Genomic DNA, 22,064 nt, shown 5'->3' with positions numbered 1-22,064 from the left:
ACGCCCAGCCTCCTCACGGAGCTGGGCGTTTTTTATTGCCTGGGATTTATGCAGATTTTTCGCCGTGACAACTTGCCACATCCGTAGACCCCCTATACTACAAGGCCTGGGGGTGGAGCTCCGGGTAATTCCCTTGTCATACGTGGGGCTTTTCATTACCATCCGTCAAAATTTTTATAAGTAAAGATTCAACACTTAGTAGACGCCTGATTTAACAGGCCAAAAAGCTGATGGGAGAGGACTGAATGAGCAATGACGGCGTGAATGCAGGCCGGCGTCGCTTCCTCGTAGCAGCCACATCCGTGGTGGGTGCTGCAGGAGCGGTGGGGGCTGCGGTCCCGTTCGTGGGGTCATGGTTTCCCAGTGCCAAGGCGAAAGCCGCAGGTGCACCGGTGAAGGTGAATGTCAGCAAGATCGAGCCAGGGCAGCAGATGATTGCTGAATGGCGCGGCCAGCCGGTCTTCATTGTTCGTCGTACCGAGGAAATCCTGGGGAATCTCAAGAAGATTGAAGGCCAGTTGTCTGACCCCCAATCCGAGAAGTCCGACCAACCCGCCTACGCCAAGAACGAAGCACGTTCGATCAAGCCGGAGATCCTGCTGCTGGTGGGGCTGTGTACCCACCTGGGTTGCTCGCCTACGTTTCGCCCGGAAGTCGCGCCCGCTGACTTGGGCAAGGACTGGGTTGGCGGTTACTTCTGCCCCTGCCACGGTTCCCATTACGACCTCGCCGGCCGTGTCTACAAGTCCCAGCCTGCACCCTTGAACCTGCCGGTTCCTCCGCACACCTACGAAACTGACGACCTTATTGTCATTGGCCTCGATAAGGAGAACGCGTGATGAGCAAGTTCATGGATTGGGTGGATGCGCGCTTCCCCGCCACCAAAATGTGGGAAGACCATCTCAGCAAATATTACGCGCCAAAAAACTTCAACTTCTTCTACTTCTTCGGCTCCCTGGCACTGCTGGTGCTGGTCAACCAGATCGTCACCGGTGTCTGGCTGACGATGAGCTATACGCCTTCGGCGGAAGAGGCGTTTGCCTCTGTCGAGTACATCATGCGTGACGTCGAGTACGGCTCGATCCTGCGCCTGCTGCACTCTACCGGCGCATCGGCGTTCTTTATCGTGGTCTACCTGCACATGTTCCGTGGCCTGCTCTACGGTTCGTACCAGAAACCCCGCGAGCTGGTGTGGGTGTTCGGCATGCTGATCTACCTGGCGCTGATGGCCGAAGCCTTCATGGGTTACCTGCTGCCATGGGGCCAGATGTCGTACTGGGGCGCCCAGGTGATCATCTCGCTGTTCGGTGCCATCCCGGTGATCGGCAACGACCTGACCCAGTGGATTCGCGGCGACTACCTGATCTCGGGCATCACCCTGAACCGCTTCTTCGCCTTGCACGTGGTGGCCTTGCCGATCGTGATCCTGGGCCTGGTGGTATTGCACATCCTGGCGCTGCATGAAGTCGGCTCCAACAACCCGGATGGCGTGGATATCAAGAAGCACAAGGACGAGAACGGCATCCCGCTGGACGGCATTCCATTCCACCCGTACTACACCGTAAAAGACATTGTCGGCGTGGTCGTGTTCCTGTTCGTATTCTGTTCGATCGTGTTCTTTTTCCCGGAGATGGGTGGTTATTTCCTGGAGAAGCCTAACTTTGAACAGGCTAACGCCTTCAAGACGCCCGAGCATATTGCCCCGGTCTGGTACTTCACGCCGTTCTACGCCATCTTGCGTGCGATCCCCGACAAGCTCATGGGCGTCATCGCCATGGGCGCGGCGATTGCGGTGCTGTTCGTGCTGCCGTGGCTCGACCGCAGCCCGGTCAAGTCCATGCGCTACAAAGGCTGGCTGAGCAAGATCTGGCTGTGGGTGTTCTGCATTTCATTCGTGATCCTGGGCGTGCTGGGCGTACTGGCGCCGACCCCCGAGCGCACGTTGCTGTCGCAGGTCTGCACCTTCCTGTACTTCGCCTACTTCATTCTGATGCCGTTCTACACCCGGCTCGAGAAGACCAAACCGGTTCCGGAAAGGGTGACTGGCTGATGAAAAAATTATTCGTTGCATTAGTGCTTGCGGCCCTGCCGCTCCTGTCTCTGGCCGCCGAGCATGGCGCGCAGCTGGAAAAGGTCGACATCGACGTCTCCGATAAAGCCGCTTTGCAGGATGGTGCGCGCACGTTCGCCAACTACTGCATGGGCTGCCACAGCGCCAAGTTCCAGCGCTACGAGCGGGTGGCCGACGACCTGGGCATCCCCCATGAGTTGATGCTGGAAAAACTGGTGTTCACCGGGGCCAAGATCGGCGACCACATGAACATCGGCATGAAGCCGGCGGACGCCAAGGCCTGGTTCGGTGCGGCACCGCCGGACCTGACCCTGGTAGCACGTGTGCGGGGCACCGACTGGCTCTACGGCTACCTCAAATCCTTCTACGAAGACCCGACCCGGCCCTGGGGCGTGAACAACAAAGTGTTCCCGAACGTCGGCATGCCCAACGTTCTGGTCGGCCTGCAGGGTCGCCAGGTGGTAGGATGCAAGCAGGTTCAGGTCGTTGAAGACGGCAAGAAGCAATATGATCCGTTGACCGGCACGCCGCTGACCCATGAAGCGTGCGATCAACTGACCATCGTGCCCAAGACCGGTACGCTGAACGAAGAGCAGTTCGACGAGAAGGTCAAGAACCTGGTGACCTTCCTGGCCTACTCGGCCAACCCGGTCAAACTGCAGCACCAGCGCATCGGTACGTACGTCTTGCTGTACCTGGCTTTCTTCTTCGTATTCGCCTATCTGCTCAAACGCGAGTACTGGAAGGATGTGCATTGATCCAACCGTAAGCAATTGCTGTTAATCTTGCGCGCCCAGCGGCATCTCTGAACACGTAGCGCCGGTTTTACCGGACGTTACAGGGATGCTCTCTGGGCGCGCTCGTTTTTGAGCTTTCGATAATTTCAACAAGCGAGGAGGACCGCCATGGGCGTGACCAACCGGTTGGCCTGTTACTCCGACCCCGCCGACCACTATTCCCACCGAGTACGCATCGTGCTCGCAGAGAAGGGTGTCAGCGCCGAGATCATCAGTGTGGAGGCGGGCCGTCAGCCGCCGAAGCTGATCGAAGTGAACCCTTACGGCAGCTTGCCCACCCTGGTCGATCGTGACCTGGCGTTGTGGGAGTCAACCGTGGTGATGGAATATCTGGATGAGCGTTACCCGCATCCGCCTTTGCTGCCGGTTTACCCGGTGGCGCGTGCCAACAGCCGCCTGCTGATCCATCGGATCCAGCGTGACTGGTGCGGGCTGGTGGATGTGATTCTCGATACCCGCAGTAAAGAGGCCGCGCGCGTACAGGCGCGCAAGGAATTGCGCGAAAGCCTGACCGGCGTTTCGCCGCTGTTCGCCGATAAACCTTTTTTCCTCAGTGAGGAACAAAGTTTGGTCGATTGCTGCCTATTACCCATACTCTGGCGCTTGCCGGTTCTGGGCATTGAACTGCCACGGCCGGCCAAGCCGTTGCTTGATTACATGGAGCGCCAATTTGCGCGTGAGGCTTTCCAGGCGAGTCTGTCTGGTGTCGAACGCGATATGCGCTAAGGCTTAAGGAGCCGCTGATGAACTCCAGTCGACCCTACCTGGTCCGCGCGCTCTATGAGTGGATTGTGGACAATGATTGCACCCCGCACATGCTGGTCAACTCCGAATTTCCTGCGGTGCAGGTTCCGCAGGGTTTTGCCAGTGACGGACAGATTGTATTGAACGTATCGCCCAGTGCGGTGCGCCACCTGCACATGGACAACGAAGCGGTCAGTTTCGAAGGGCGTTTCGGCGGTGTGCCGCATACGCTGTTCGTGCCGATCGGCGCCATCCTCGGGATTTATGCCCGTGAGAACGGCCAGGGCATGGTGTTCGATCTGGAGTCGCCTTTCGAGGACGACGAAACGATCGAAGGGCAAGGCGGCGATGATGTGCCGCCGCCGGACAGCGAGCCGCCGCGCCCTACTGGCCGGCCGAGCTTGAAAGTGGTGAAGTAAGCGGCTGCCGCCTCCGGGCGAGCCTGAAAAATGCCTCGGCGGTTGCCGGGGCTTTTTTCTGCCTGCCGTACAGATATGAAAGTCGCGACAGGGACGGTGATCGTACAACCGCCATGGGCTATGATGCGTCTTCAGTTCACCGAGAAAGATGACTCATCATGGAAAACGCCAACGCCGTCCCACGTCTTCCCCGCAAGCGTCGCAGCCTTGCCCAGGAATTGGTCACGGTGTTGTCCGAACAGATCCGCGACGGCCAGCTCAAGCGTGGCGACAAGCTGCCTACCGAGTCGGCAATCATGGAGGCCCATGGCGTCAGCCGGACCGTGGTGCGCGAGGCGATTTCGCGCTTGCAGGCGGCGGGGCAGGTGGAGACGCGGCACGGTATCGGTACGTTCGTATTGGACACGCCGAGCCCGAGCGGTTTTCGCATCGACCCGGCCACCGTGGTGACGCTGCGCGATGTGTTGGCGATCCTCGAGTTGCGGATCAGCCTGGAAGTGGAGTCCGCAGGCCTGGCCGCCTTGCGCCGCAGCGAGGAACAACTGGCAGCCATGCGTGCCGCCCTCGACGCGCTGAATGAAAGTGCGGCCCATGCCGGTGATGCGGTAGCGTCAGACTTTGCATTCCACCTGGAAATTGCGCTGTCCACCGGCAACCGTTACTTCACCGACATCATGACCCACCTGGGCACCAGCATCATTCCGCGTACCCGCTTGAATTCGGCGCGCCTGGCCCATGATGACCAGCAGCATTACATGGGGCGCTTGAGTCGCGAGCATGAAGAGATTTATGAGGCCATCGCGCGTCAGGATTCGGACGCGGCGCGTGCGGCCATGCGCTTGCATTTGACCAATAGCCGAGAGAGGCTGCGCCATGCCCATGAAGAGGCGCAAGCGCAGCGCGGGTAGACGCTCGGTCAAGGATAGGGATTTTGCGACGGTTCGAGGTAGATGACAATTTCGCCAATCGTCTCGTCGTAGATTTTGCGTACGACTTTTTCCAGCGCAGGGTTACCCCCTATATCGTCGTAGTAGATCTCGTCACCAATGTTTGGCTCGTAATCAAGTGAGCGCTTTTTACTGCCTTTCTTGACGGTATTCGTTTTCCAGGTCTTGGACATGGTGTACCTCCAAAAATCGTGAGAGTTGGCATGCTTTCCGATATCGCAGTGCTTCTAGATGGCTCTGCACTGAGCTATTTGAAAGTAGGAGGTAACTTATGAGCGTAGCGAACAGCGCGCTACTGTCAGAATTGACAGTAGCGACAGACGGTTCAAGTCAGTTACTCCTCCCCTCAACGGTGTGTCTGGTCTGCGTGCAGTCCCCTGGCAGATAAATACCCCGCCCTCACCAATCGTCCGTCTTCGGACAACGTATACCCCAGCACGTCATAGACCCATGGCGTTGTCTCCCGTCCCTGATCACCTGATTCAGCGCTGAGCTTGAGATGAGGCCTGATGAATTGCAGTTGACGAATCTTTTTATAGTTGTACGATGACGTACGACATCATTTAAACCAACAACAATGCTTTCCTCAGAAAGTCTTCGCCAGGGTGTTCGAATAATGAATCCACAAGAACTGAAGTCCATCCTCTCCCACGGTCTGCTGTCTTTCCCGGTGACCGATTTCAATGCCCAGGGTGACTTTCACCAGGCGGGCTATATCAAGCGCCTGGAATGGCTGGCCCCGTACGGCGCCACTGCGCTGTTCGCCGCAGGCGGCACCGGTGAGTTTTTCTCCCTGGCCGCCAGCGAATATTCCCAGGTGGTGAAGACCGCTGTTGATACCTGCGCCACCAGCGTGCCGATTCTGGCCGGTGTCGGCGGCGCGACCCGCCAGGCCATCGAATACGCTCAAGAGGCCGAACGCCTGGGTGCCAAAGGCTTGCTGCTGTTGCCGCACTACCTGACTGAAGCCAGCCAGGACGGGGTTGCCGCCCACGTTGAAGCGGTGTGCAAATCGGTCAAGATCGGCGTGGTGGTGTACAACCGCAATGTCTGCCGCCTGACCGCGCCTCTGCTGGAACGCCTGGCCGAGCGCTGCCCGAACCTGATCGGCTACAAGGATGGCTTGGGTGACATCGAGTTGATGGTGTCGATCCGCCGTCGCCTCGGCGATCGTTTCAGCTACCTCGGCGGCCTGCCGACTGCAGAGGTTTATGCCGCTGCCTACAAGGCCCTGGGCGTGCCGGTGTACTCCTCGGCGGTGTTCAACTTCATTCCCAAAACCGCAATGGATTTCTACCACGCGATTGCCAAGGATGATCACGCCACCGTTTCCAGAATCATTGACGATTTCTTCCTGCCTTACCTCGACATCCGTAACCGCAAGGCCGGTTATGCCGTGAGCATCGTCAAGGCCGGTGCGAAAATCGCCGGCTACGACGCAGGCCCGGTGCGCACGCCGCTGACCGATCTGCTGCCGGAAGAATACGAAGCCCTGGCCGCGCTGATCGACAAGCAAGGCGCGCAATAACTTATCAACAAGGCCGCTGAGCAATCAGCGGCCTTTTGCGTCAGGAGAAGATTCGTGTCCCAAGCCAAGCGTTTTGACAACTACATCAACGGTGAATGGGTAACCGGCGCCGACTATTGCACCAATATCAACCCGTCGGATCTTTCCGATGTGATCGGCGAATACGCCAAGGCTGACGTCGCCCAGGTCAACGCCGCTATCGACGCCGCCCGCGCCGCGTTTCCGGCCTGGTCCACCTCGGGTATCCAGGCCCGCCACGATGCGCTGGATAAAGTCGGCAGCGAAATCCTCGCCCGCCGCGAAGAGCTGGGCACGCTGCTGGCCCGGGAAGAGGGCAAGACCCTGCCCGAAGCCATCGGCGAGGTGACCCGCGCCGGTAACATCTTTAAATTCTTCGCCGGTGAATGCCTGCGCCTGTCTGGCGACTATGTGCCGTCGGTGCGCCCCGGCGTCAACGTTGAAGTCACCCGTGAAGCCCTCGGCGTGGTCGGCTTGATCACGCCGTGGAACTTCCCGATCGCGATCCCTGCCTGGAAAATCGCCCCGGCCCTGGCCTATGGCAACTGCGTGGTGATCAAGCCGGCCGAGCTGGTACCCGGTTGTGCCTGGGCCCTGGCCGACATCATTTCCCGCGCCGGTTTCCCGGCCGGTGTGTTCAACCTGGTGATGGGCAGCGGTCGCGTGGTGGGCGATGTGCTGGTCAACAGCCCGAAAGTCGATGGCATCAGCTTTACCGGTTCCGTCGGTGTGGGCCGTCAGATCGCCGTCAGTTGCGTAGCGCGCCAGGCCAAGGTGCAGTTGGAAATGGGCGGCAAGAACCCGCAGGTTATTCTCGACGACGCCGACCTCAAGCAGGCCGTCGAGCTGTCGGTGCAGAGCGCGTTCTACTCGACCGGCCAGCGTTGCACCGCTTCCAGCCGCCTGATCGTCACCGCCGGGATCCATGACCAGTTCGTCGCGGCCATGGCCGAGCGCATGAAGTCGATCAAGGTCGGCCACGCGCTCCACAGCGGTACCGACATTGGCCCGGTGGTTTCCCAGGCTCAGTTGGACCAGGACATGAAGTACATCGACATCGGCCAGAGCGAAGGCGCTCGGCTGGTCAGCGGCGGCGGCCTGGTGACCTGCGACACCGAGGGCTACTACCTGGCGCCGACGCTGTTTGCCGACAGCGAAGCGGCCATGCGCATCAGCCGTGAAGAGATTTTCGGCCCGGTGGCCAACGTGGTGCGGGTGGCCGACTACGAGGCGGCGCTGGCCATGGCCAACGACACCGAGTTCGGTCTCTCGGCAGGTATCGCCACCACCTCGTTGAAACATGCCAACCACTTCAAGCGCCATTCCCAGGCCGGGATGGTCATGGTCAACCTGCCGACCGCCGGCGTGGACTATCACGTTCCGTTCGGTGGCCGTAAGGGTTCGTCCTACGGTTCGCGTGAGCAGGGCCGCTATGCGCAAGAGTTCTACACCGTGGTGAAAACCAGCTACATCGGGTCGTAACACCCGTTTCACTGTAGGAGCGAGCTTGCTCGCGAAAAACCCAAGGACACCGCGTGCACCCTGAATGCCTGCGTATTCGTTGACGTTTTTCGCGAGCAAGCTCGCTCCTACAAGAGGCGGCACCCAGCAAGACATAACCATTACCCGCAAAAAAAATAATTAGTGGGAGTACTTCTACATGCAAGCGACCAAGCCGACTCACGTCCGCTATTTGATCCTGCTCATGCTGTTCTTGGTGACCACGATCAATTACGCCGACCGTGCAACTATCGCCATCGCCGGTTCCAGCCTGCAAAAAGACCTCGGCATCGACGCGGTCACCCTCGGCTACATCTTCTCTGCATTCGGTTGGGCCTACGTCGCCGGGCAAATCCCCGGTGGCTGGCTGCTCGATCGGTTCGGTTCGAAAAAAGTCTACGCCCTGAGCATCTTTACCTGGTCACTGTTCACCGTGCTGCAAGGCTACGTTGGTGAGTTCGGTGTCTCGACCGCCGTGGTTGCGCTGTTCATGCTGCGCTTTATGGTGGGCCTGGCCGAAGCGCCATCCTTCCCGGGCAACGCACGGATTGTGGCGGCCTGGTTCCCCACGGCCGAGCGCGGTACGGCGTCGGCGATCTTCAACTCGGCGCAGTACTTCGCTACCGTGTTGTTCGCACCGCTGATGGGCTGGATCGTTTATCGCTTCGGCTGGCAGCATGTGTTTATCGTGATGGGCGTGATTGGCATTGTGTTTTCGCTGATCTGGCTGAAAGTTATCCACAGCCCGCGCCAGCACCCGATGATCAACGAAGCGGAGCTCAATCACATTGCCGCCAATGGCGCCATGGTGGATATGGACCAGGACAAGGGCCAGGGCAAGAAAACCGATGGACCGAAGTGGGATTACATCCGCCAGTTGCTGACCAACCGCATGATGCTGGGCGTGTACCTGGGCCAATACTGCATCAACGGCATCACTTACTTCTTCCTGACCTGGTTCCCCGTGTACCTGGTGCAGGACCGTGGCATGACCATCCTCAAGGCCGGTTTCATTGCCTCGCTGCCGGCGATCTGCGGCTTTATCGGCGGCGTGCTGGGCGGGGTGATTTCCGATTATCTGCTGCGCAAGGGCCATTCCCTGACCTTCGCCCGCAAGGCGCCGATCATTGCCGGCCTGCTGGTGTCCAGCAGCATCATTGCGTGTAACTACGTCGATGTTGAATGGATGGTGGTGGGCTTCATGGCGCTGGCCTTCTTCGGCAAGGGCGTTGGCGCACTGGGCTGGGCGGTGGTGTCCGACACCTCGCCGAAACAAATCGCCGGCCTCAGTGGTGGCTTGTTCAATACCTTCGGTAACCTGGCCTCCATCACCACGCCCATTGTCATCGGCTACATCATCAGCACCACCGGCTCGTTCAAGTGGGCCCTGGTGTTCGTCGGCGCCAACGCGCTGGTGGCGGTGTTCAGCTATCTGGTGATCGTCGGCCCGATCAAGCGCGTGGTGCTCAAGGACCCGCCAAGCAAAGGCCCTGAGTTGACCCACCTTTCCCAAGCGCATTCCTGAGGTTCATGTGATGCAGTTGATTGAACATGCCGACTCGCCGCGCTCGATTCGCCTGCACGAGCGCGACAATGTGGTGATCGTGGTGAACGACCAGGGCGTGCCGGCCGGGACCGAGTTCCCGGACGGCCTGGTCACCGTGGACTTCATCCCTCAAAGCCACAAAGTGACCCTGGAAGATATCCCCGAAGGCGGCCGGATCATTCGCTACGGCCAGACGATCGGCTATGCCCTGGCGCCGATCCCGCGTGGCAGCTGGGTGCAGGAAGACCAGTTGCGCATGCCCACCGCGCCGCCGCTGGACAGCCTGCCGCTGTCTACCGAGGTGCCCGAACCCCAGGCGCCGCTGGAGGGGTTCACCTTCGAGGGGTATCGCAACGCCGACGGCACCGTGGGTACGCGCAATATCCTGGGCATTACCACCACCGTGCAGTGCGTGACCGGCGTGCTAAATCATGCCGTCCAGCGCATCAAGGATGAATTGCTGCCCAAGTACCCGCATGTCGATGATGTGGTGGCGCTGACGCACAGCTACGGCTGCGGCGTGGCGATTACGGCCACGGATGCCTACATTCCGATCCGTACCGTGCGCAACCTGGCGCGCAACCCGAACCTGGGCGGCGAAGCCCTGGTGATCAGCCTGGGCTGCGAGAAATTGCAGGCCGGGCAAGTGATGCACGACAACGACAGCTCCGTCGACCTGAGCGAGCCCTGGCTGTACCGGTTGCAGGATTCCAGCCACGGCTTTAGCGAAATGATCGAGCAGATCATGGCGCTGGCCGAGGTCCGCTTGAAAAAGCTCGACCAGCGCCGCCGCGAAACGGTGCCCGCCTCCGAGCTGATCCTGGGCATGCAGTGCGGCGGCAGTGATGCGTTTTCCGGCATCACCGCCAACCCGGCGCTGGGTTATGCATCCGACCTGTTGCTGCGGGCCGGGGCGACGGTGATGTTTTCCGAAGTGACGGAAGTGCGCGATGCCATCTACCTGCTGACTTCTCGCGCAGAGACGAAGGAAGTTGCCGAAGCGTTGGTGCGTGAAATGGACTGGTACGACCGTTACCTGGCCAAGGGCGAGGCGGATCGCAGCGCCAATACCACGCCGGGCAACAAGAAGGGCGGGCTGTCGAATATCGTCGAGAAGTCCCTGGGCTCCATCGTCAAGTCCGGCAGCAGCGCGATCAACGGCGTGCTCGGCCCAGGCGAGCGCTTCAAGACCAAGGGCCTGATTTTTTGCGCAACCCCGGCCAGTGACTTTGTGTGCGGCACCTTGCAACTGGCGGCGGGGATGAACCTGCATGTGTTCACCACGGGGCGGGGTACGCCGTATGGGTTGGCGATGGCGCCGGTGGTCAAGGTGTCGACGCGCACCGAGCTGGCCCAGCGCTGGCCGGACCTGATCGATATCGACGCCGGGCGCATCGCCACCGGACGCGCAAGCATCGAGGAGCTGGGTTGGGAGTTGTTTCACTTTTACCTGGATGTGGCCAGCGGCAGGAAGCAGACGTGGGCGCAGCGACACAAACTGCATAACGACATCACTTTGTTCAACCCCGCGCCAATCACCTAGGGCTGTCGTTTCCGTCAGCAACGCTCGTTCAGCAACGTCTGGATGTGCGCGTGAACCTGTATGGGCGTGTCAGCTCGAAGGATGTGCCCGGACATCTCGGGCATGGGCTGCCTGGTGTAATAGTCGGCGCAAACGAAACCGTCGACCCAACCATCGGCATACACCTGATAGTCGGATCTGGCGTCTCCGACTATCAGGGCTCGACCCGTCAGCCGGCCTTCCTTGCGCCATCGCTGCACGATGCTACTTTTCCCTCTGCCGGGGTTTATCAACGGTGATGGCCTGGGGCACATTGCGCGCGAACCGGCCCAGAAAAGACGGTTGGCGATGACATTATGGGCTTGGATGTTCAGTGATCGAGCAATTGGGGTAATGCACTCCGTATACCCTCCGGAGAGGATGTACACGTGCGTGCCCTCGCGTTGCAGGTTGTGCACTGTCTGCTCCAGGGACGGGTCGAGGCTGCCAATGATGGTATCGACATAGCGTTGAATATGATGCCTGCGGATATACGGGATCATTTTCATCACACACAGCATTTCCCAGAAGCTGGCCTTGCCCGTCAACGCCTTGGGCGTGATCAGTTGCAGTTGCTCCAGCATTGGCTGGGCGTTCGGGCTTTCGCCAATGGCTGACTTGACGATCTCCAGGGTGCTTTCGTGGTTCACCAGGGTCTGGTCGAAGTCGAAAATGACATGGGTGTCGCGGCTCGTTGTCATGGGTGTGCCTGCGCATCTGTGCGACGGTAGTGGTGTTTGTCTTCTCGGGTCCACTGGGTTGCTGCGATGCCCAGGTGCGCGGCGATACGTGCTTGTATCAAGTCCGAAAATGCCTGGCCGCTTTGGTGTTCATTGCGCTCCAGCGGTTCCAGATAGGTCATTTCGACGGTCATCCAGGGCATAGCCAGCAGGCGCAGAAAGCACGCCAGACCTGATGCATGAAGCGGGCTCGGCACCAGGCCAAAGGGCAGGATCAAGCGTTCCGCAAGTGGCACCACAGGCAACCCGCGGCTCAGCAGCCCGGGGCGGAAGCGATACAAGCCACGGCCATTGTTGATGGTTGCTTCGGGATTGGTGTAAAGGGCGGTGCCTTGGGGGGCGTCTCGCAGACTACGCAGGTTACGTGAGAACGTCTTTTTATCCGCGCCGTTCCAGACGCGGCCACCCGCGCACTTGATCAAAAGGAATGCCGTTAGGCTGATAACCCTGTTGTAGCCGCTCGAGGCCACAAGTGTTGCGCCAGGCATCGCCAGTATGGCGAACGGATCAATAACGCTTACGTGATTGGCGGCCACCACACAACCGTCGGTCAATGTTGCGATTTGTCGCGGTGAAAGTGCGCACCTGACCCTCAGGCCCATTATCCAGAGAATACCTCGGTATATGACGCGCCTGACGGCAAGTGGAAATGGCCAGGCTAACAGGCTTAGTACAACTATCAAGAACATGCGAAGGACGGCCAGTATGTAGCCGAAGGGCATATACAGTTGCCTGGGGAAACTAGGATAAGCCCAGGTTTCTCGACTACAGAGGTCCGCTACGGATTGCAAAGGGCAAGCGGGAGCCGGTTGTGTTTTCAAGGGAGCGAATACTCAATGGTGATTTTCGTCAAGCGGACTGGGTGTGTTCAGGCTTTTTCATGCGGCGCGAGAACCGTGTGATTCGCTCGACATTAGCCAGCCTTATTTCCTGGAACCGCTCACGTGTAAGATCAATTTTTATGTGAGGACCATAGGCGGTATCGATGACTTCTCCCGCCACTGCGGGCATATGCAAAAATGCTCTGTTCATTTCCAGCGCACGGTGATGATGGATATTGGTAAGCGTGTAGACCTGCTCAAACCCCAGGCGTTGGAAACCGTATTCGAGCGCCAGATGAATCGCAATAAAGGGGTAGGGCGTGCCCCAGTATTTCCTGAGGAAACGGTTGCCGAAGTTGATGCCATATTCTTTTTTTGCGAATCCTGCATAACCGATAAATGATCCTTCCACGCCCAGGCTTACAGCCCAGCGTGACCAGTCCTGATCGATAAGTTCTTTTGTGAATAGCGAAATTTCATTGGCGGCGGCGTCTCTGCCCCGTGTAGTGCCGGCCGAAATGAACTTCATTGCCTCCGGATCAGCGAGCAGGTCGGCATAGCCTTCAATGTCCTGATCGTCCCAGCTCCTGATATGCACATTGTGCAATTGACTGAAGGATCTACGCATAGTCACCCCTTGTGTTTCGAACACATGATGGTTCGCTACCGAATAATTAAAATGTTACAGGGAGGATTTTCAGGGGAGATGTCGATAATGCAGAGGCGCGGATTCTTATCAGCGTGTAGGAGCTTGTGTAGCGTTTTGTGGGATGGGCTGAGCTTAGCCAAGAACTCTGAGTTACATCCTACAAATGGATGCAGTTCTCCGATCCTGGATTTTATTTGCAGGCCTATTGTTAAATGAAATGTCAGCCGCGCACCCCAGTGCTTTATTATTGCGACTCCCTGATAACAGGACTCAAGGCTAATACAGCATGCTCGCCATTTTTCTTACGACGCTCACCATCACCGCGCCGGTGTTCGCCATGCTGTTCCTCGGGGTGCTGCTCAAGCGTATCAACTGGATCAACGACAACTTTATCCATACCGCCTCATCCCTGGTGTTCAATGTCACCATGCCGGCGCTGCTGTTCCTGGGCATCCTGCATGCCGACCTGCATTCGGCGCTCAAGCCGGGGTTGCTGATTTACTTTGCCGTGGCCACGCTGGTGAGCTTTGCCATGGCGTGGGGCTGGGCGATTTTTCGCTGCAGGCGCGAAGACCGGGGCATCTACACCCAGGGCGCGTTTCGCGGCAATAACGGCGTGATCGGCCTGGCGCTGGCTGCCAGCATGTACGGCGACTACGGGATTTCCCTCGGTGCGATTCTCGCCGCGCTGGTGATCCTGTTCTACAACACCCTGTCGACCATTGTGCTGGCGGTATACAGCCCGGTGATCAAGTCCGACCCGTGGAGTATCTTCAAGAGTGTGGTGGCCAACCCGCTGATCATCAGCGTGATCGTTGCCGCGCCGTTTGCGTACTTCCAGATCGGCCTGCCCGGCTGGCTGGAAAAATCCCTGGGCTATCTTGCGGACACGACACTGCCCCTGGCGCTGATCTGCATCGGCGGCACCTTGTCCCTGGCGGCGCTGCGCAAGAGCGGCAACGTGGCCTTGAGCGCGAGCCTGATGAAGATGATCTGGTTGCCGGTGATCGCCACACTGGGCGCGTGGCTGCTGGGGTTCCGTGGGCCGGAATTGGGGATTCTATTTCTGTACTTCGGCGCGCCAACGGCGGCGGCGAGCTTCGTGATGGCACGGGCGGCCGAGGGGAATCATGAGCTGGCAGCGGCGATTATCGTGATCACCACCCTGATGGCGGCGGTGACCACGAACATCGGCATCTTTGTATTGCAGGCGGGCGGCTGGATCTGACCGTTACGGCTGGTCCGCCTGATACGCCTCAATCACTTCCTGCGCCGCGCGAAACGCATCGATGGCCGCCGGTACGCCGGCATACACCGCGCAATGCAGCAGCGCTTCGCGGATCTCTTCAACCGTACAGCCGTTGTTCAACGCGCCGCGCACATGGCCCTTGAGCTCCTGCGGGCATTTGAGCGCGGTCAGGGCGGCGAGGGTGATCAGGCTGCGCGTCTTGAGCGGCAAGCCCTCGCGATTCCACACACTGCCCCAGGCGTGTTCATTGACGAAGTCCTGCAGCGGCTGGCTGAACTCGGTGGCATTGCCCAGGGCACGGTCGACGAATGCGTCGCCCATCACCTGGCGACGCATTTCAACCCCTGGTTTTTTCTGACCGGTCATTGCGATTCCCTCTTGTGTTGACGGTGCCAGGCGCGCAGCGACGTGAACAACAGCACCACCACCAGCGCCGGCAAGACGTAAAACAGCATCAATTGTTCAAGTTGGGTGGCCAGCGGCATGCCGGTAGTAAATGCCATCACATGCAGCCCATACGCAAGGTACAGCCCCAGCAACACCAGCCCTTCGGCGCGGGTGACGCGGTAGCCGGTATAGAACACCGGCAGGCACAGGGTGATGGCGCCGAGCATGACCGGCAGGTCGAAGTCCAGGGCATTGGGCGAGACCGACAGCGGCGACGGTGCCACCAGCGCGGTAAACCCCAGCACGCCCAGCAGGTTGAACAGGTTGCTGCCGATCACATTGCCCACGGCAATCTCACGCTCGCCACGCAAGGCAGCGATCAGCGACGTGGCCAGGCAGGGCAGCGAGGTGCCGACGCCGATCAACGTCAGGCCGATAATGCGCTCCGACAAGCCCAGGTCGCTCGCCACCGCCACGGCCGCACCCAGCAGCAAATGCCCGGCCAGCACCAGCACGAGCAACCCGCCAAGCATCAGCAGCACGCTGCTCAGCCAGGGTGCTTTGGTCACGGTGGCCAGCGTTCGCGGACGCCGCGAGTGACGCGTCTGGTAGTGCAGCACGCCGAGGTAGGCCACCAGCGCAACCAGCAGCACCAGGCCGTCAAACGGCGTCAGGGCCTCATTGGCGGCGAGGATGAACACCAACAGGCCGGCGACGATCATCACCGGGATATCCAGGCGCACCAGTTGTCGTGAGACCCGTAACGGAATGATCAACGCAGACAAACCCAGGGTGACGAGGATATTGAAGATGCTGCTGCCGATCACGCTGCCCACGGCGATATCGGTGTTGCCGGCCAGGGTGGCTTGCAGGCTGACGGCCATCTGTGGCGCGCTGCTGCCGAAGGCGACGATGCTCAGGCCGATGATCAAGGGCCGCACCTTGAGGCTGGCCGCCAGGCGCACCGCAGCGCGCACCAGGATTTCAGCGCCGACGATCAGCAGCAGCAAGCCGCTGACCAGTTCGAGCAGGCTCCAGGGCGAGAGGGCGTTCAATCCGAAAATACTCAAGGCGGCCTCGATCAGTTGTTCAGGGCTTGCACGCGCACCCGTGCGGTGCCGCTGCCCAGCATACGCAGTTGCTCGGCGGCCTTGCGTGAAAGGTCGATCAGGCGCCCGCGGCCATGCGGACCGCGATCATTGATACGGACCACCACAGAGCGGTTGTTGGCGAGATTGGTCACCTTGACCTGAGTGCCGAAGGGCAGGCGCCGATGGGCGGCGGTCATGGCGTTCTGGTTGAAGGCTTCACCGCTGGCAGTGCGTTTGCCGTGGTGCTTGGCGCCGTAGTAGGAGGCGGTGCCGGTTTCGTCATAACCATTGGGGTCGATGAGGCCGCTGGCGCAACCGGTCAGCAGGGAAGACAGGGCCAGCAGGCCGAGTAGACGCTTCATTTTTTTGGATATCCCCCTGACAAATGTGGGAGGGGGCTTGCCCCCGATAGCGGTGCAGCAGTCAATACATGTGCCGACTGACACACCCTCATCGGGGGCAAGCCCCCTCCCACATGGGTCCGAGTCGAGCATGAAACCCCACTCGGACCGTTCTGCGCTATCAGCCTTCGAGCTTGCTTTTGAGCAGCTCGTTGACTTGTTGCGGGTTGGCCTTGCCCTTGGACGCTTTCATCGCCTGGCCGACAAAGAAGCCGAACATCTTGCCGCGCTTGGCTTCGTCCGCCGCACGGTATTGTTCGACTTGCTCGGCGTTCGCCGCGAGCATTTCATCGAGCACCGCCGAAATCGCGCCGCTGTCGGTGACTTGCTTGAGGCCACGCTTGTCGATGATGTCATCGGCGCTGCCTTCACCGGCGGCCATCGCTTCGAACACAGTCTTGGCGATCTTGCCGGAGATGGTGTTGTCCTTGATGCGCAGCAGCATGCCGCCCAGTTGCTCGGCGCTGACCGGCGCTTCGTCGATTTCCAGGCCCTGTTTGTTCAACAGGCTGCCCAGCTCGACCATGACCCAGTTGGCCGCCAGCTTGGCGTCGCCGGCGATGCTCACGACCTTCTCGAAGTAGTTGGCCTGTTCACGGCTGGAGGCCAGGACGCTGGCATCGTAGACCGACAGGCCGAACTGCGCCTGGAAGCGTTCGCGTTTTTGCTGCGGCAACTCCGGCAGGGTGGCGCGGATATCGTTGAGGAACGAATCTTCCAGCACCACCGGCAACAGGTCCGGGTCGGGGAAGTAACGGTAGTCGTTGGCTTCCTCCTTGCTGCGCATGGCGCGGGTTTCGTCTTTGTTCGGATCGTACAGGCGCGTTTGCTGGATGACCTTGCCGCCGTCCTCGATCAGCTCGATCTGGCGACGCACTTCGCTGTTTATCGCCTTCTCGATGAAGCGGAACGAGTTGACGTTCTTGATCTCGCAGCGGGTGCCGTATTCGGCCTGGCCCTTGGGACGGATCGACACGTTGCAGTCGCAGCGCAGCGAGCCTTCGGCCATGTTGCCGTCGCAGATGCCCAGGTAGCGCACCAGTGCGTGGATCGTCTTGACGTAGGCCACGGCTTCCTTGGCGCTGCGCATGTCCGGCTCGGAGACGATTTCCAGCAGCGGCGTGCCGGCGCGGTTCAGGTCGATACCGGTGGCGCCGGGAAACTCTTCATGCAGGCTCTTGCCGGCGTCTTCTTCAAGGTGCGCACGGGTCACGCCGACACGCTTGATGGTGCCGTCTTCCAGGGGAATGTCCAGGTGGCCCTTGCCGACGATCGGCAGCTCCATCTGGCTGATCTGGTAGCCCTTGGGCAGGTCCGGGTAGAAGTAGTTCTTGCGCGCGAACACGTTGTGCTGGCCGATCTGGGCGTCAATCGCCAGGCCGAACATCACCGCCATGCGCACTGCTTCCTGGTTCAGCACCGGCAGCACGCCGGGCATGCCCAGGTCCACCAGGCTCGCCTGGGTGTTGGGCTCGGAACCGAACGTGGTGGCGCTGCCGGAGAAAATCTTCGATTGGGTGGCGAGCTGGGTATGAATCTCCAGCCCGATCACAACTTCCCATTGCATAGTGTTCTCCTCAGAAGCCGGTAGGGGTGCGGGTGTGCCAGTCGGTGTGCAACTGGTACTGGTGCGCCACATTGAGCAGGCGGCCTTCCTGGAAATACGGGGCGAGCAATTGCACGCCGACCGGCAGGCCATCGACGAAACCGGCGGGCATGGACAAGCCCGGCAGGCCCGCGAGGTTGGCGGTGATGGTGTAGAGGTCTTCCAGGTACTCGGCAATCGGGTCGCCGGTCTTGGCGCCGATCTTCCACGCCGGGTTCGGCGTGGTCGGGCCGAGGATCACGTCGACTTCTTCAAAGGCCGCCATGAAGTCATTCTTGATCAGGCGACGGATCTTCTGCGCCTTGAGGTAGTACGCGTCGTAGTAGCCGGCGGACAGGGCATAGGCACCGACCATGATCCGGCGCTGGACTTCACTGCCGAAGCCTTCGCCACGGGAGCGTTTGTACAGATCGGTCAGGTCCTTGGGGTCTTCGCAGCGATAGCCGAAGCGCACACCGTCGAAACGCGACAGGTTGGAGGACGCTTCCGCTGGTGCGATCACGTAGTAGGCAGGAATCGCGTGCTGGTTGTTCGGCAGGCTGATTTCCTTGATCACCGCGCCGAGCTTTTCCAGCTCTTTGATGCTGTTGTGCACCAGGTCGGCGATACGCGGGTCGAGGCCGGCGCTGAAATACTCTTTTGGCACGCCGATGCGCAGGCCCTTGATCGACTCGTTCAGGCCGGCGCTGTAGTCCGGTACCGGCTCATCGATGCTGGTGGAGTCCTGTTTATCGAAGCCTGCCATGCCTTGTAACAAAATTGCGCAGTCTTCAGCGGTACGCGCCAGCGGGCCACCCTGATCGAGGCTCGAGGCGTAGGCGATCATGCCCCAGCGGGAAACGCGACCGTAGGTCGGCTTCAGGCCGGTGAGGTTGGTGAAGGCGGCCGGCTGGCGGATCGAACCACCGGTGTCGGTTGCCGTCGCGGCGGGCAGGAAGCGTGCGGCCACGGCCGCAGCCGAGCCGCCGGAGGAACCGCCGGGTACGTGATCCAGGTTCCATGGGTTTTTCACTGCGCCGTAGTAGCTCGACTCGTTGGCCGACCCCATGGCGAACTCGTCCATGTTGGTCTTGCCCAGGGTCACGGCCCCGGCGGCGGCCAGTTTGGCGACCACGGTCGCATCGTAGGGCGCCTTGAAGTTGTCGAGCATCTTCGAGCCGCAGCTGGTGCGAATACCCTGGGTGCAGAACAGGTCCTTGTGGGCGATCGGGGCGCCCAGCAGTGCGCCGTCTTCACCGTTGGCGCGCCGCTCGTCGGCGGCCTTGGCCTGGCTCAGGGCCAGCTCCTGGGTGAGGCTGATGAAGCTGTTGACCTTGGGATCGTGCTCGGCAATACGCGCCAGCAGGGTCTTGGTCAGCTCTTCGGAAGAAAACGTTTTGTCGGCGAGACCGCGGGCGATCTCGGCCAGAGTCATGTGATGCATGAAAGGCTCTTTCCCTTTAGTCGATGACTTTCGGAACCAGGTACAGGCCGTTTTCGACCGCTGGCGCGATGGACTGGTAGGCCTCGCGGTTATTGCGCTCGGTCACGACGTCTGCGCGCAGGCGCTGACTGGCTTCCAGCGGGTGAGCCAGGGGCTCGATGCCGTCGGTATTGACGGCCTGCATTTGGTCAACCAGCCCGAGAATGCTGTTCAGGGCTGCGGTGGTCTGTGGAAGATCGGCGTCATTGAGGCCAAGCGAGGCCAGATGCGCGATTTTTTCCACGTCGGAGCGTTCAAGCGCCATGGGATTCTCCAGTGGAAAACAGAACGGAAGGCGTCCGTGTGTTAGATTGTCGGAACACTACCGCATTTCTACGGTCATATGGCCGCGATTGTGGGGGTTGGTGCACAGAAAGTCGGCCAATTTAGCACATTGGCGCCTTGCCCAAAATCCCTGTCGTTGTTAGAGTTTGCCGCACTTTTTTACCCACGCGTTGCCTAGGGTCCCTTTCCCATGTTCAAGAAACTGCGTGGCATGTTTTCCAGCGATCTTTCCATTGACCTGGGCACTGCCAACACCCTTATTTACGTGCGCGAGCGCGGTATCGTTCTGAATGAGCCATCGGTTGTGGCCATTCGGACCCATGGTAATCAGAAAAGTGTCGTTGCCGTTGGCACCGAGGCCAAGCGCATGCTCGGCCGTACACCAGGCAATATTGCTGCCATTCGTCCGATGAAAGACGGCGTGATCGCCGACTTCAGCGTCTGCGAGAAGATGCTGCAGTACTTCATCAACAAGGTTCACGAAAACAGTTTCCTGCAGCCCAGCCCTCGTGTGCTGATCTGCGTTCCGTGCAAATCCACCCAGGTGGAGCGTCGTGCCATCCGTGAATCGGCCCTTGGCGCCGGTGCCCGCGAAGTATTCCTGATCGAAGAGCCGATGGCCGCCGCAATCGGCGCCGGCCTGCCGGTTGAAGAAGCGCGCGGTTCGATGGTGGTGGATATCGGTGGCGGTACCACCGAGATCGCCCTGATTTCCCTGAACGGTGTGGTGTATGCCGAATCCGTACGCGTTGGCGGCGACCGCTTCGACGAAGCGATCATCACCTATGTGCGTCGTAACTACGGCAGCCTGATCGGCGAATCCACCGCCGAGCGCATCAAGCAGGAAATCGGTACTGCCTACCCGGGCGGCGAAGTTCGCGAAGTCGATGTTCGCGGTCGCAACCTGGCCGAAGGTGTGCCACGTGCGTTCACCCTGAACTCCAATGAAGTGCTGGAAGCGCTGCAAGAGTCCCTGGCCACCATCGTCCAGGCGGTGAAGAGCGCCCTGGAGCAGTCGCCGCCGGAGCTGGCTTCCGATATCGCCGAGCGTGGCCTGGTACTGACCGGTGGTGGCGCCTTGTTGCGTGACCTCGACAAGTTGCTGGCCCAGGAAACCGGCCTGCCGGTGATCGTCGCCGAAGACCCGCTGACCTGCGTTGCCCGTGGCGGTGGTCGTGCACTGGAAATGATGGATAAACACACCATGGACCTGCTCTCCAGCGAATAAGATCGCCTGGACGGTTCATGCTGGGTCGGCAGGCAGCACTTTGCAGTGCTGCCTGTTGGCGTTTATCTTCTTCAATCTGCATCCAGGCCGGTTTGATGCCGTATGAATAAAGAGAATATTTGCCTGGGAGGAGCGGCCTATTAAACCGCTCTTTGCCAAAGGCCCCTCATTGGGCGTGCGCTTGTTGGTGCTGACCGTGCTTTCGGTCGCGCTGATGGTGGTCGATGCGCGCTTTTCGCTGCTCAAGCCTGTGCGTAGTCAGATGTCGCTGGTATTGATGCAGACTTACTGGATCACCGACCTGCCGCAACGTCTCTACCAGGGCGTGGCCAGCCAATTCGGCAGCCGCACCGAACTGGTCGCCGAGAACGAAAAACTCAAGACCGAAAACCTGCTGTTGCAGGGCCGCATGCAAAAGCTTGCCGCCCTCACCGAGCAGAACGTTCGGCTGCGCGAGTTGCTCAATTCCTCCGCGCTGGTCAACGAAAAGGTCGAAGTGGCCGAGTTGATCGGCATGGACCCCAATCCCTTCACCCATCGCATCATCATCAACAAGGGCGAGCGTGACGGCGTGGTGCTCGGCCAACCGGTGCTCGATGCCCGTGGCCTGATGGGCCAGGTGGTCGAGTTGATGCCCTACACATCGCGCGTCCTGCTGCTGACGGACACCACCCACAGCATCCCCGTGCAGGTCAATCGCAACGGCTTGCGCGCCATTGCCAGCGGCACCGGGAACCCGGAACGCCTTGAACTGCGGCACGTAGCCGATACCGCTGATATCAAGGAGGGTGACCTGCTGGTCAGCTCCGGCCTCGGCCAGCGCTTCCCGGCCGGCTACCCAGTGGCCACGGTCAAGGAGGTCATCCATGATTCCGGCCAGCCGTTTGCCATTGTGCGTGCCGTCCCGACTGCCGCGTTGAACCGCAGCCGCTACCTGCTGCTGGTGTTCAGCGACAACCGCACGCCGGAAGAGCGCGCCAATGACGCGGCGCAGGCTCAGGAGGCGGAAGACAA

Annotated in this window: 23 protein-coding genes; 13 read left to right on the top strand and 10 right to left on the bottom strand. The window is 60.1% G+C overall.

What is annotated here, in order from left to right; all coding sequences use genetic code 11:
- Nucleotides 1–245: 245 nt before the first annotated feature.
- The 6 genes from petA to BFP96_RS15915 all read left to right on the top strand — a co-directional run bounded on the left by petA (nt 246) and on the right by BFP96_RS15915 (nt 4,939).
- Complete coding sequence (gene petA / locus BFP96_RS15940) at nt 246–839, top strand: ubiquinol-cytochrome c reductase iron-sulfur subunit (protein ID WP_065883673.1); 594 nt, start codon at nt 246–248, stop codon at nt 837–839.
- Nucleotides 839–2,050 (top strand): cytochrome b, encoded by a 1,212-nt coding sequence (locus BFP96_RS15935; RefSeq protein WP_003188526.1) that lies wholly within the window; start codon nt 839–841, stop codon nt 2,048–2,050. Before petA ends, BFP96_RS15935 begins: the two co-directional genes overlap by 1 nt.
- Entirely contained in the window at nt 2,050–2,829 is a 780-nt protein-coding gene (locus tag BFP96_RS15930; protein WP_065893633.1) for a cytochrome c1, read from the top strand. Before BFP96_RS15935 ends, BFP96_RS15930 begins: the two co-directional genes overlap by 1 nt.
- A 147-nt stretch (nt 2,830–2,976) precedes the next feature.
- Nucleotides 2,977–3,594 carry a glutathione S-transferase N-terminal domain-containing protein gene (locus tag BFP96_RS15925; protein ID WP_065883677.1) on the top strand — a complete coding sequence of 206 codons (618 nt, stop codon included), beginning with the start codon at nt 2,977–2,979 and terminating at the stop codon, nt 3,592–3,594.
- A 17-nt stretch (nt 3,595–3,611) separates the two neighbouring features.
- Nucleotides 3,612–4,031: a ClpXP protease specificity-enhancing factor gene (locus BFP96_RS15920; RefSeq protein WP_065893632.1), complete on the top strand. Its 420-nt coding sequence runs from the start codon at nt 3,612–3,614 to the stop codon at nt 4,029–4,031.
- Nucleotides 4,032–4,189: 158 nt separating this feature from the next.
- Entirely contained in the window at nt 4,190–4,939 is a 750-nt protein-coding gene (locus tag BFP96_RS15915) for a FadR/GntR family transcriptional regulator (RefSeq protein ID WP_065883681.1), read from the top strand.
- A gap of 8 nt (nt 4,940–4,947) precedes the next feature.
- On the opposite strand, the gene BFP96_RS15910 is transcribed toward BFP96_RS15915, so the two are convergent.
- On the bottom strand, nt 4,948–5,151 hold the full coding sequence (locus tag BFP96_RS15910) for a hypothetical protein (protein ID WP_065893630.1): 204 nt from the start codon (nt 5,149–5,151) through the stop codon (nt 4,948–4,950).
- A gap of 443 nt (nt 5,152–5,594) precedes the next feature.
- On the opposite strand from BFP96_RS15910, the gene kdgD reads away from it, so the two are divergent.
- From kdgD to garD, 4 genes are all read left to right on the top strand, one after another.
- Nucleotides 5,595–6,506, top strand: coding sequence for a 5-dehydro-4-deoxyglucarate dehydratase (kdgD, locus tag BFP96_RS15905; RefSeq protein ID WP_057724545.1), 912 nt, complete (start codon nt 5,595–5,597; stop codon nt 6,504–6,506).
- A gap of 54 nt (nt 6,507–6,560) precedes the next feature.
- On the top strand, nt 6,561–8,006 hold the full coding sequence (locus tag BFP96_RS15900; RefSeq protein WP_065936567.1) for an aldehyde dehydrogenase family protein: 1,446 nt from the start codon (nt 6,561–6,563) through the stop codon (nt 8,004–8,006).
- 178 nt (nt 8,007–8,184) lie between these two features.
- A complete protein-coding gene (locus BFP96_RS15895; RefSeq protein WP_065883689.1) occupies nt 8,185–9,549 on the top strand; it encodes an MFS transporter in 1,365 nt (454 codons plus the stop codon).
- A 10-nt stretch (nt 9,550–9,559) separates the two neighbouring features.
- Nucleotides 9,560–11,113 carry a galactarate dehydratase gene (gene garD / locus BFP96_RS15890; protein ID WP_065936566.1) on the top strand — a complete coding sequence of 518 codons (1,554 nt, stop codon included), beginning with the start codon at nt 9,560–9,562 and terminating at the stop codon, nt 11,111–11,113.
- Nucleotides 11,114–11,127: 14 nt separating this feature from the next.
- On the opposite strand, the gene BFP96_RS15885 is transcribed toward garD, so the two are convergent.
- The 3 genes from BFP96_RS15885 to BFP96_RS15875 form a co-directional block, all read right to left on the bottom strand.
- On the bottom strand, nt 11,128–11,832 hold the full coding sequence (locus BFP96_RS15885; protein WP_065893627.1) for an HAD-IB family phosphatase: 705 nt from the start codon (nt 11,830–11,832) through the stop codon (nt 11,128–11,130).
- Nucleotides 11,829–12,407 (bottom strand): hypothetical protein, encoded by a 579-nt coding sequence (locus tag BFP96_RS29245; protein ID WP_139113410.1) that lies wholly within the window; start codon nt 12,405–12,407, stop codon nt 11,829–11,831. The genes BFP96_RS15885 and BFP96_RS29245 overlap by 4 nt, the downstream gene beginning before the upstream one ends.
- Before the next feature lie 313 nt (nt 12,408–12,720).
- A complete protein-coding gene (locus BFP96_RS15875; protein WP_065936564.1) occupies nt 12,721–13,320 on the bottom strand; it encodes a GNAT family N-acetyltransferase in 600 nt (199 codons plus the stop codon).
- A gap of 307 nt (nt 13,321–13,627) precedes the next feature.
- Here BFP96_RS15875 and BFP96_RS15870 point away from each other — a divergent pair, with 307 nt between their 5' ends.
- Entirely contained in the window at nt 13,628–14,569 is a 942-nt protein-coding gene (locus BFP96_RS15870) for an AEC family transporter (protein ID WP_065936563.1), read from the top strand.
- A 3-nt stretch (nt 14,570–14,572) separates the two neighbouring features.
- Here the strand turns inward: BFP96_RS15870 and BFP96_RS15865 are convergent, their stop codons facing one another.
- From BFP96_RS15865 to gatC, 6 genes are all read right to left on the bottom strand, one after another.
- Nucleotides 14,573–14,956, bottom strand: a complete 384-nt coding sequence (locus tag BFP96_RS15865) for a carboxymuconolactone decarboxylase family protein (RefSeq protein WP_065896475.1) — start codon at nt 14,954–14,956, stop codon at nt 14,573–14,575.
- Nucleotides 14,953–16,032 (bottom strand): calcium/sodium antiporter, encoded by a 1,080-nt coding sequence (locus BFP96_RS15860; RefSeq protein ID WP_065893622.1) that lies wholly within the window; start codon nt 16,030–16,032, stop codon nt 14,953–14,955. The genes BFP96_RS15865 and BFP96_RS15860 overlap by 4 nt, the downstream gene beginning before the upstream one ends.
- 26 nt (nt 16,033–16,058) lie before the next feature.
- A complete protein-coding gene (locus tag BFP96_RS15855; protein ID WP_065893621.1) occupies nt 16,059–16,430 on the bottom strand; it encodes a septal ring lytic transglycosylase RlpA family protein in 372 nt (123 codons plus the stop codon).
- Nucleotides 16,431–16,590: 160 nt separating this feature from the next.
- Nucleotides 16,591–18,036 (bottom strand): Asp-tRNA(Asn)/Glu-tRNA(Gln) amidotransferase subunit GatB, encoded by a 1,446-nt coding sequence (gene gatB / locus BFP96_RS15850; protein WP_065893620.1) that lies wholly within the window; start codon nt 18,034–18,036, stop codon nt 16,591–16,593.
- Between the two features lie 10 nt (nt 18,037–18,046).
- Entirely contained in the window at nt 18,047–19,498 is a 1,452-nt protein-coding gene (gene gatA / locus BFP96_RS15845) for an Asp-tRNA(Asn)/Glu-tRNA(Gln) amidotransferase subunit GatA (protein WP_065936562.1), read from the bottom strand.
- Between the two features lie 16 nt (nt 19,499–19,514).
- The gene (gene gatC / locus BFP96_RS15840) at nt 19,515–19,802 is read right to left on the bottom strand and encodes an Asp-tRNA(Asn)/Glu-tRNA(Gln) amidotransferase subunit GatC (protein ID WP_003188556.1); all 288 of its coding nucleotides are present in this window, start codon (nt 19,800–19,802) and stop codon (nt 19,515–19,517) included.
- A gap of 210 nt (nt 19,803–20,012) precedes the next feature.
- On the opposite strand from gatC, the gene mreB reads away from it, so the two are divergent.
- Nucleotides 20,013–21,050, top strand: coding sequence for a rod shape-determining protein MreB (gene mreB, locus BFP96_RS15835; RefSeq protein ID WP_002555108.1), 1,038 nt, complete (start codon nt 20,013–20,015; stop codon nt 21,048–21,050).
- A 187-nt stretch (nt 21,051–21,237) separates the two neighbouring features.
- Nucleotides 21,238–22,064: rod shape-determining protein MreC (gene mreC, locus BFP96_RS15830; protein ID WP_256549049.1), on the top strand; the 827-nt coding region annotated here is incomplete at its 3' end.

Origin of the sequence: Pseudomonas sp. 34 E 7 (assembly GCF_900005715.1) — a bacterium.
Classification (GTDB): domain Bacteria; phylum Pseudomonadota; class Gammaproteobacteria; order Pseudomonadales; family Pseudomonadaceae; genus Aquipseudomonas; species Aquipseudomonas orientalis_A.
This window is presented reverse-complemented; position numbering and strand designations above follow the sequence as displayed.

Bases quoted from the DNA above. Each gene is read 5' to 3' on its own strand.
- gatC (WP_003188556.1), bottom strand. From the start codon at position 19,802: ATGGCGCTTGAACGCTCCGACGTGGAAAAAATCGCGCATCTGGCCTCG.
- BFP96_RS15875 (WP_065936564.1), bottom strand. From the start codon at position 13,320: ATGCGTAGATCCTTCAGTCAATTGCACAATGTGCATATCAGGAGCTGG.
- gatA (WP_065936562.1), bottom strand. From the start codon at position 19,498: ATGCATCACATGACTCTGGCCGAGATCGCCCGCGGTCTCGCCGACAAA.
- BFP96_RS15925 (WP_065883677.1), top strand. From the start codon at position 2,977: ATGGGCGTGACCAACCGGTTGGCCTGTTACTCCGACCCCGCCGACCAC.
- garD (WP_065936566.1), top strand. From the start codon at position 9,560: ATGCAGTTGATTGAACATGCCGACTCGCCGCGCTCGATTCGCCTGCAC.
- petA (WP_065883673.1), top strand. From the start codon at position 246: ATGAGCAATGACGGCGTGAATGCAGGCCGGCGTCGCTTCCTCGTAGCA.
- BFP96_RS15920 (WP_065893632.1), top strand. From the start codon at position 3,612: ATGAACTCCAGTCGACCCTACCTGGTCCGCGCGCTCTATGAGTGGATT.
- BFP96_RS15930 (WP_065893633.1), top strand. From the start codon at position 2,050: ATGAAAAAATTATTCGTTGCATTAGTGCTTGCGGCCCTGCCGCTCCTG.
- gatB (WP_065893620.1), bottom strand. From the start codon at position 18,036: ATGCAATGGGAAGTTGTGATCGGGCTGGAGATTCATACCCAGCTCGCC.
- BFP96_RS15910 (WP_065893630.1), bottom strand. From the start codon at position 5,151: ATGTCCAAGACCTGGAAAACGAATACCGTCAAGAAAGGCAGTAAAAAG.
- BFP96_RS15870 (WP_065936563.1), top strand. From the start codon at position 13,628: ATGCTCGCCATTTTTCTTACGACGCTCACCATCACCGCGCCGGTGTTC.
- BFP96_RS15865 (WP_065896475.1), bottom strand. From the start codon at position 14,956: ATGACCGGTCAGAAAAAACCAGGGGTTGAAATGCGTCGCCAGGTGATG.
- BFP96_RS15885 (WP_065893627.1), bottom strand. From the start codon at position 11,832: ATGACAACGAGCCGCGACACCCATGTCATTTTCGACTTCGACCAGACC.
- mreB (WP_002555108.1), top strand. From the start codon at position 20,013: ATGTTCAAGAAACTGCGTGGCATGTTTTCCAGCGATCTTTCCATTGAC.
- BFP96_RS15855 (WP_065893621.1), bottom strand. From the start codon at position 16,430: ATGAAGCGTCTACTCGGCCTGCTGGCCCTGTCTTCCCTGCTGACCGGT.
- BFP96_RS15895 (WP_065883689.1), top strand. From the start codon at position 8,185: ATGCAAGCGACCAAGCCGACTCACGTCCGCTATTTGATCCTGCTCATG.
- kdgD (WP_057724545.1), top strand. From the start codon at position 5,595: ATGAATCCACAAGAACTGAAGTCCATCCTCTCCCACGGTCTGCTGTCT.
- BFP96_RS15935 (WP_003188526.1), top strand. From the start codon at position 839: ATGAGCAAGTTCATGGATTGGGTGGATGCGCGCTTCCCCGCCACCAAA.
- BFP96_RS15915 (WP_065883681.1), top strand. From the start codon at position 4,190: ATGGAAAACGCCAACGCCGTCCCACGTCTTCCCCGCAAGCGTCGCAGC.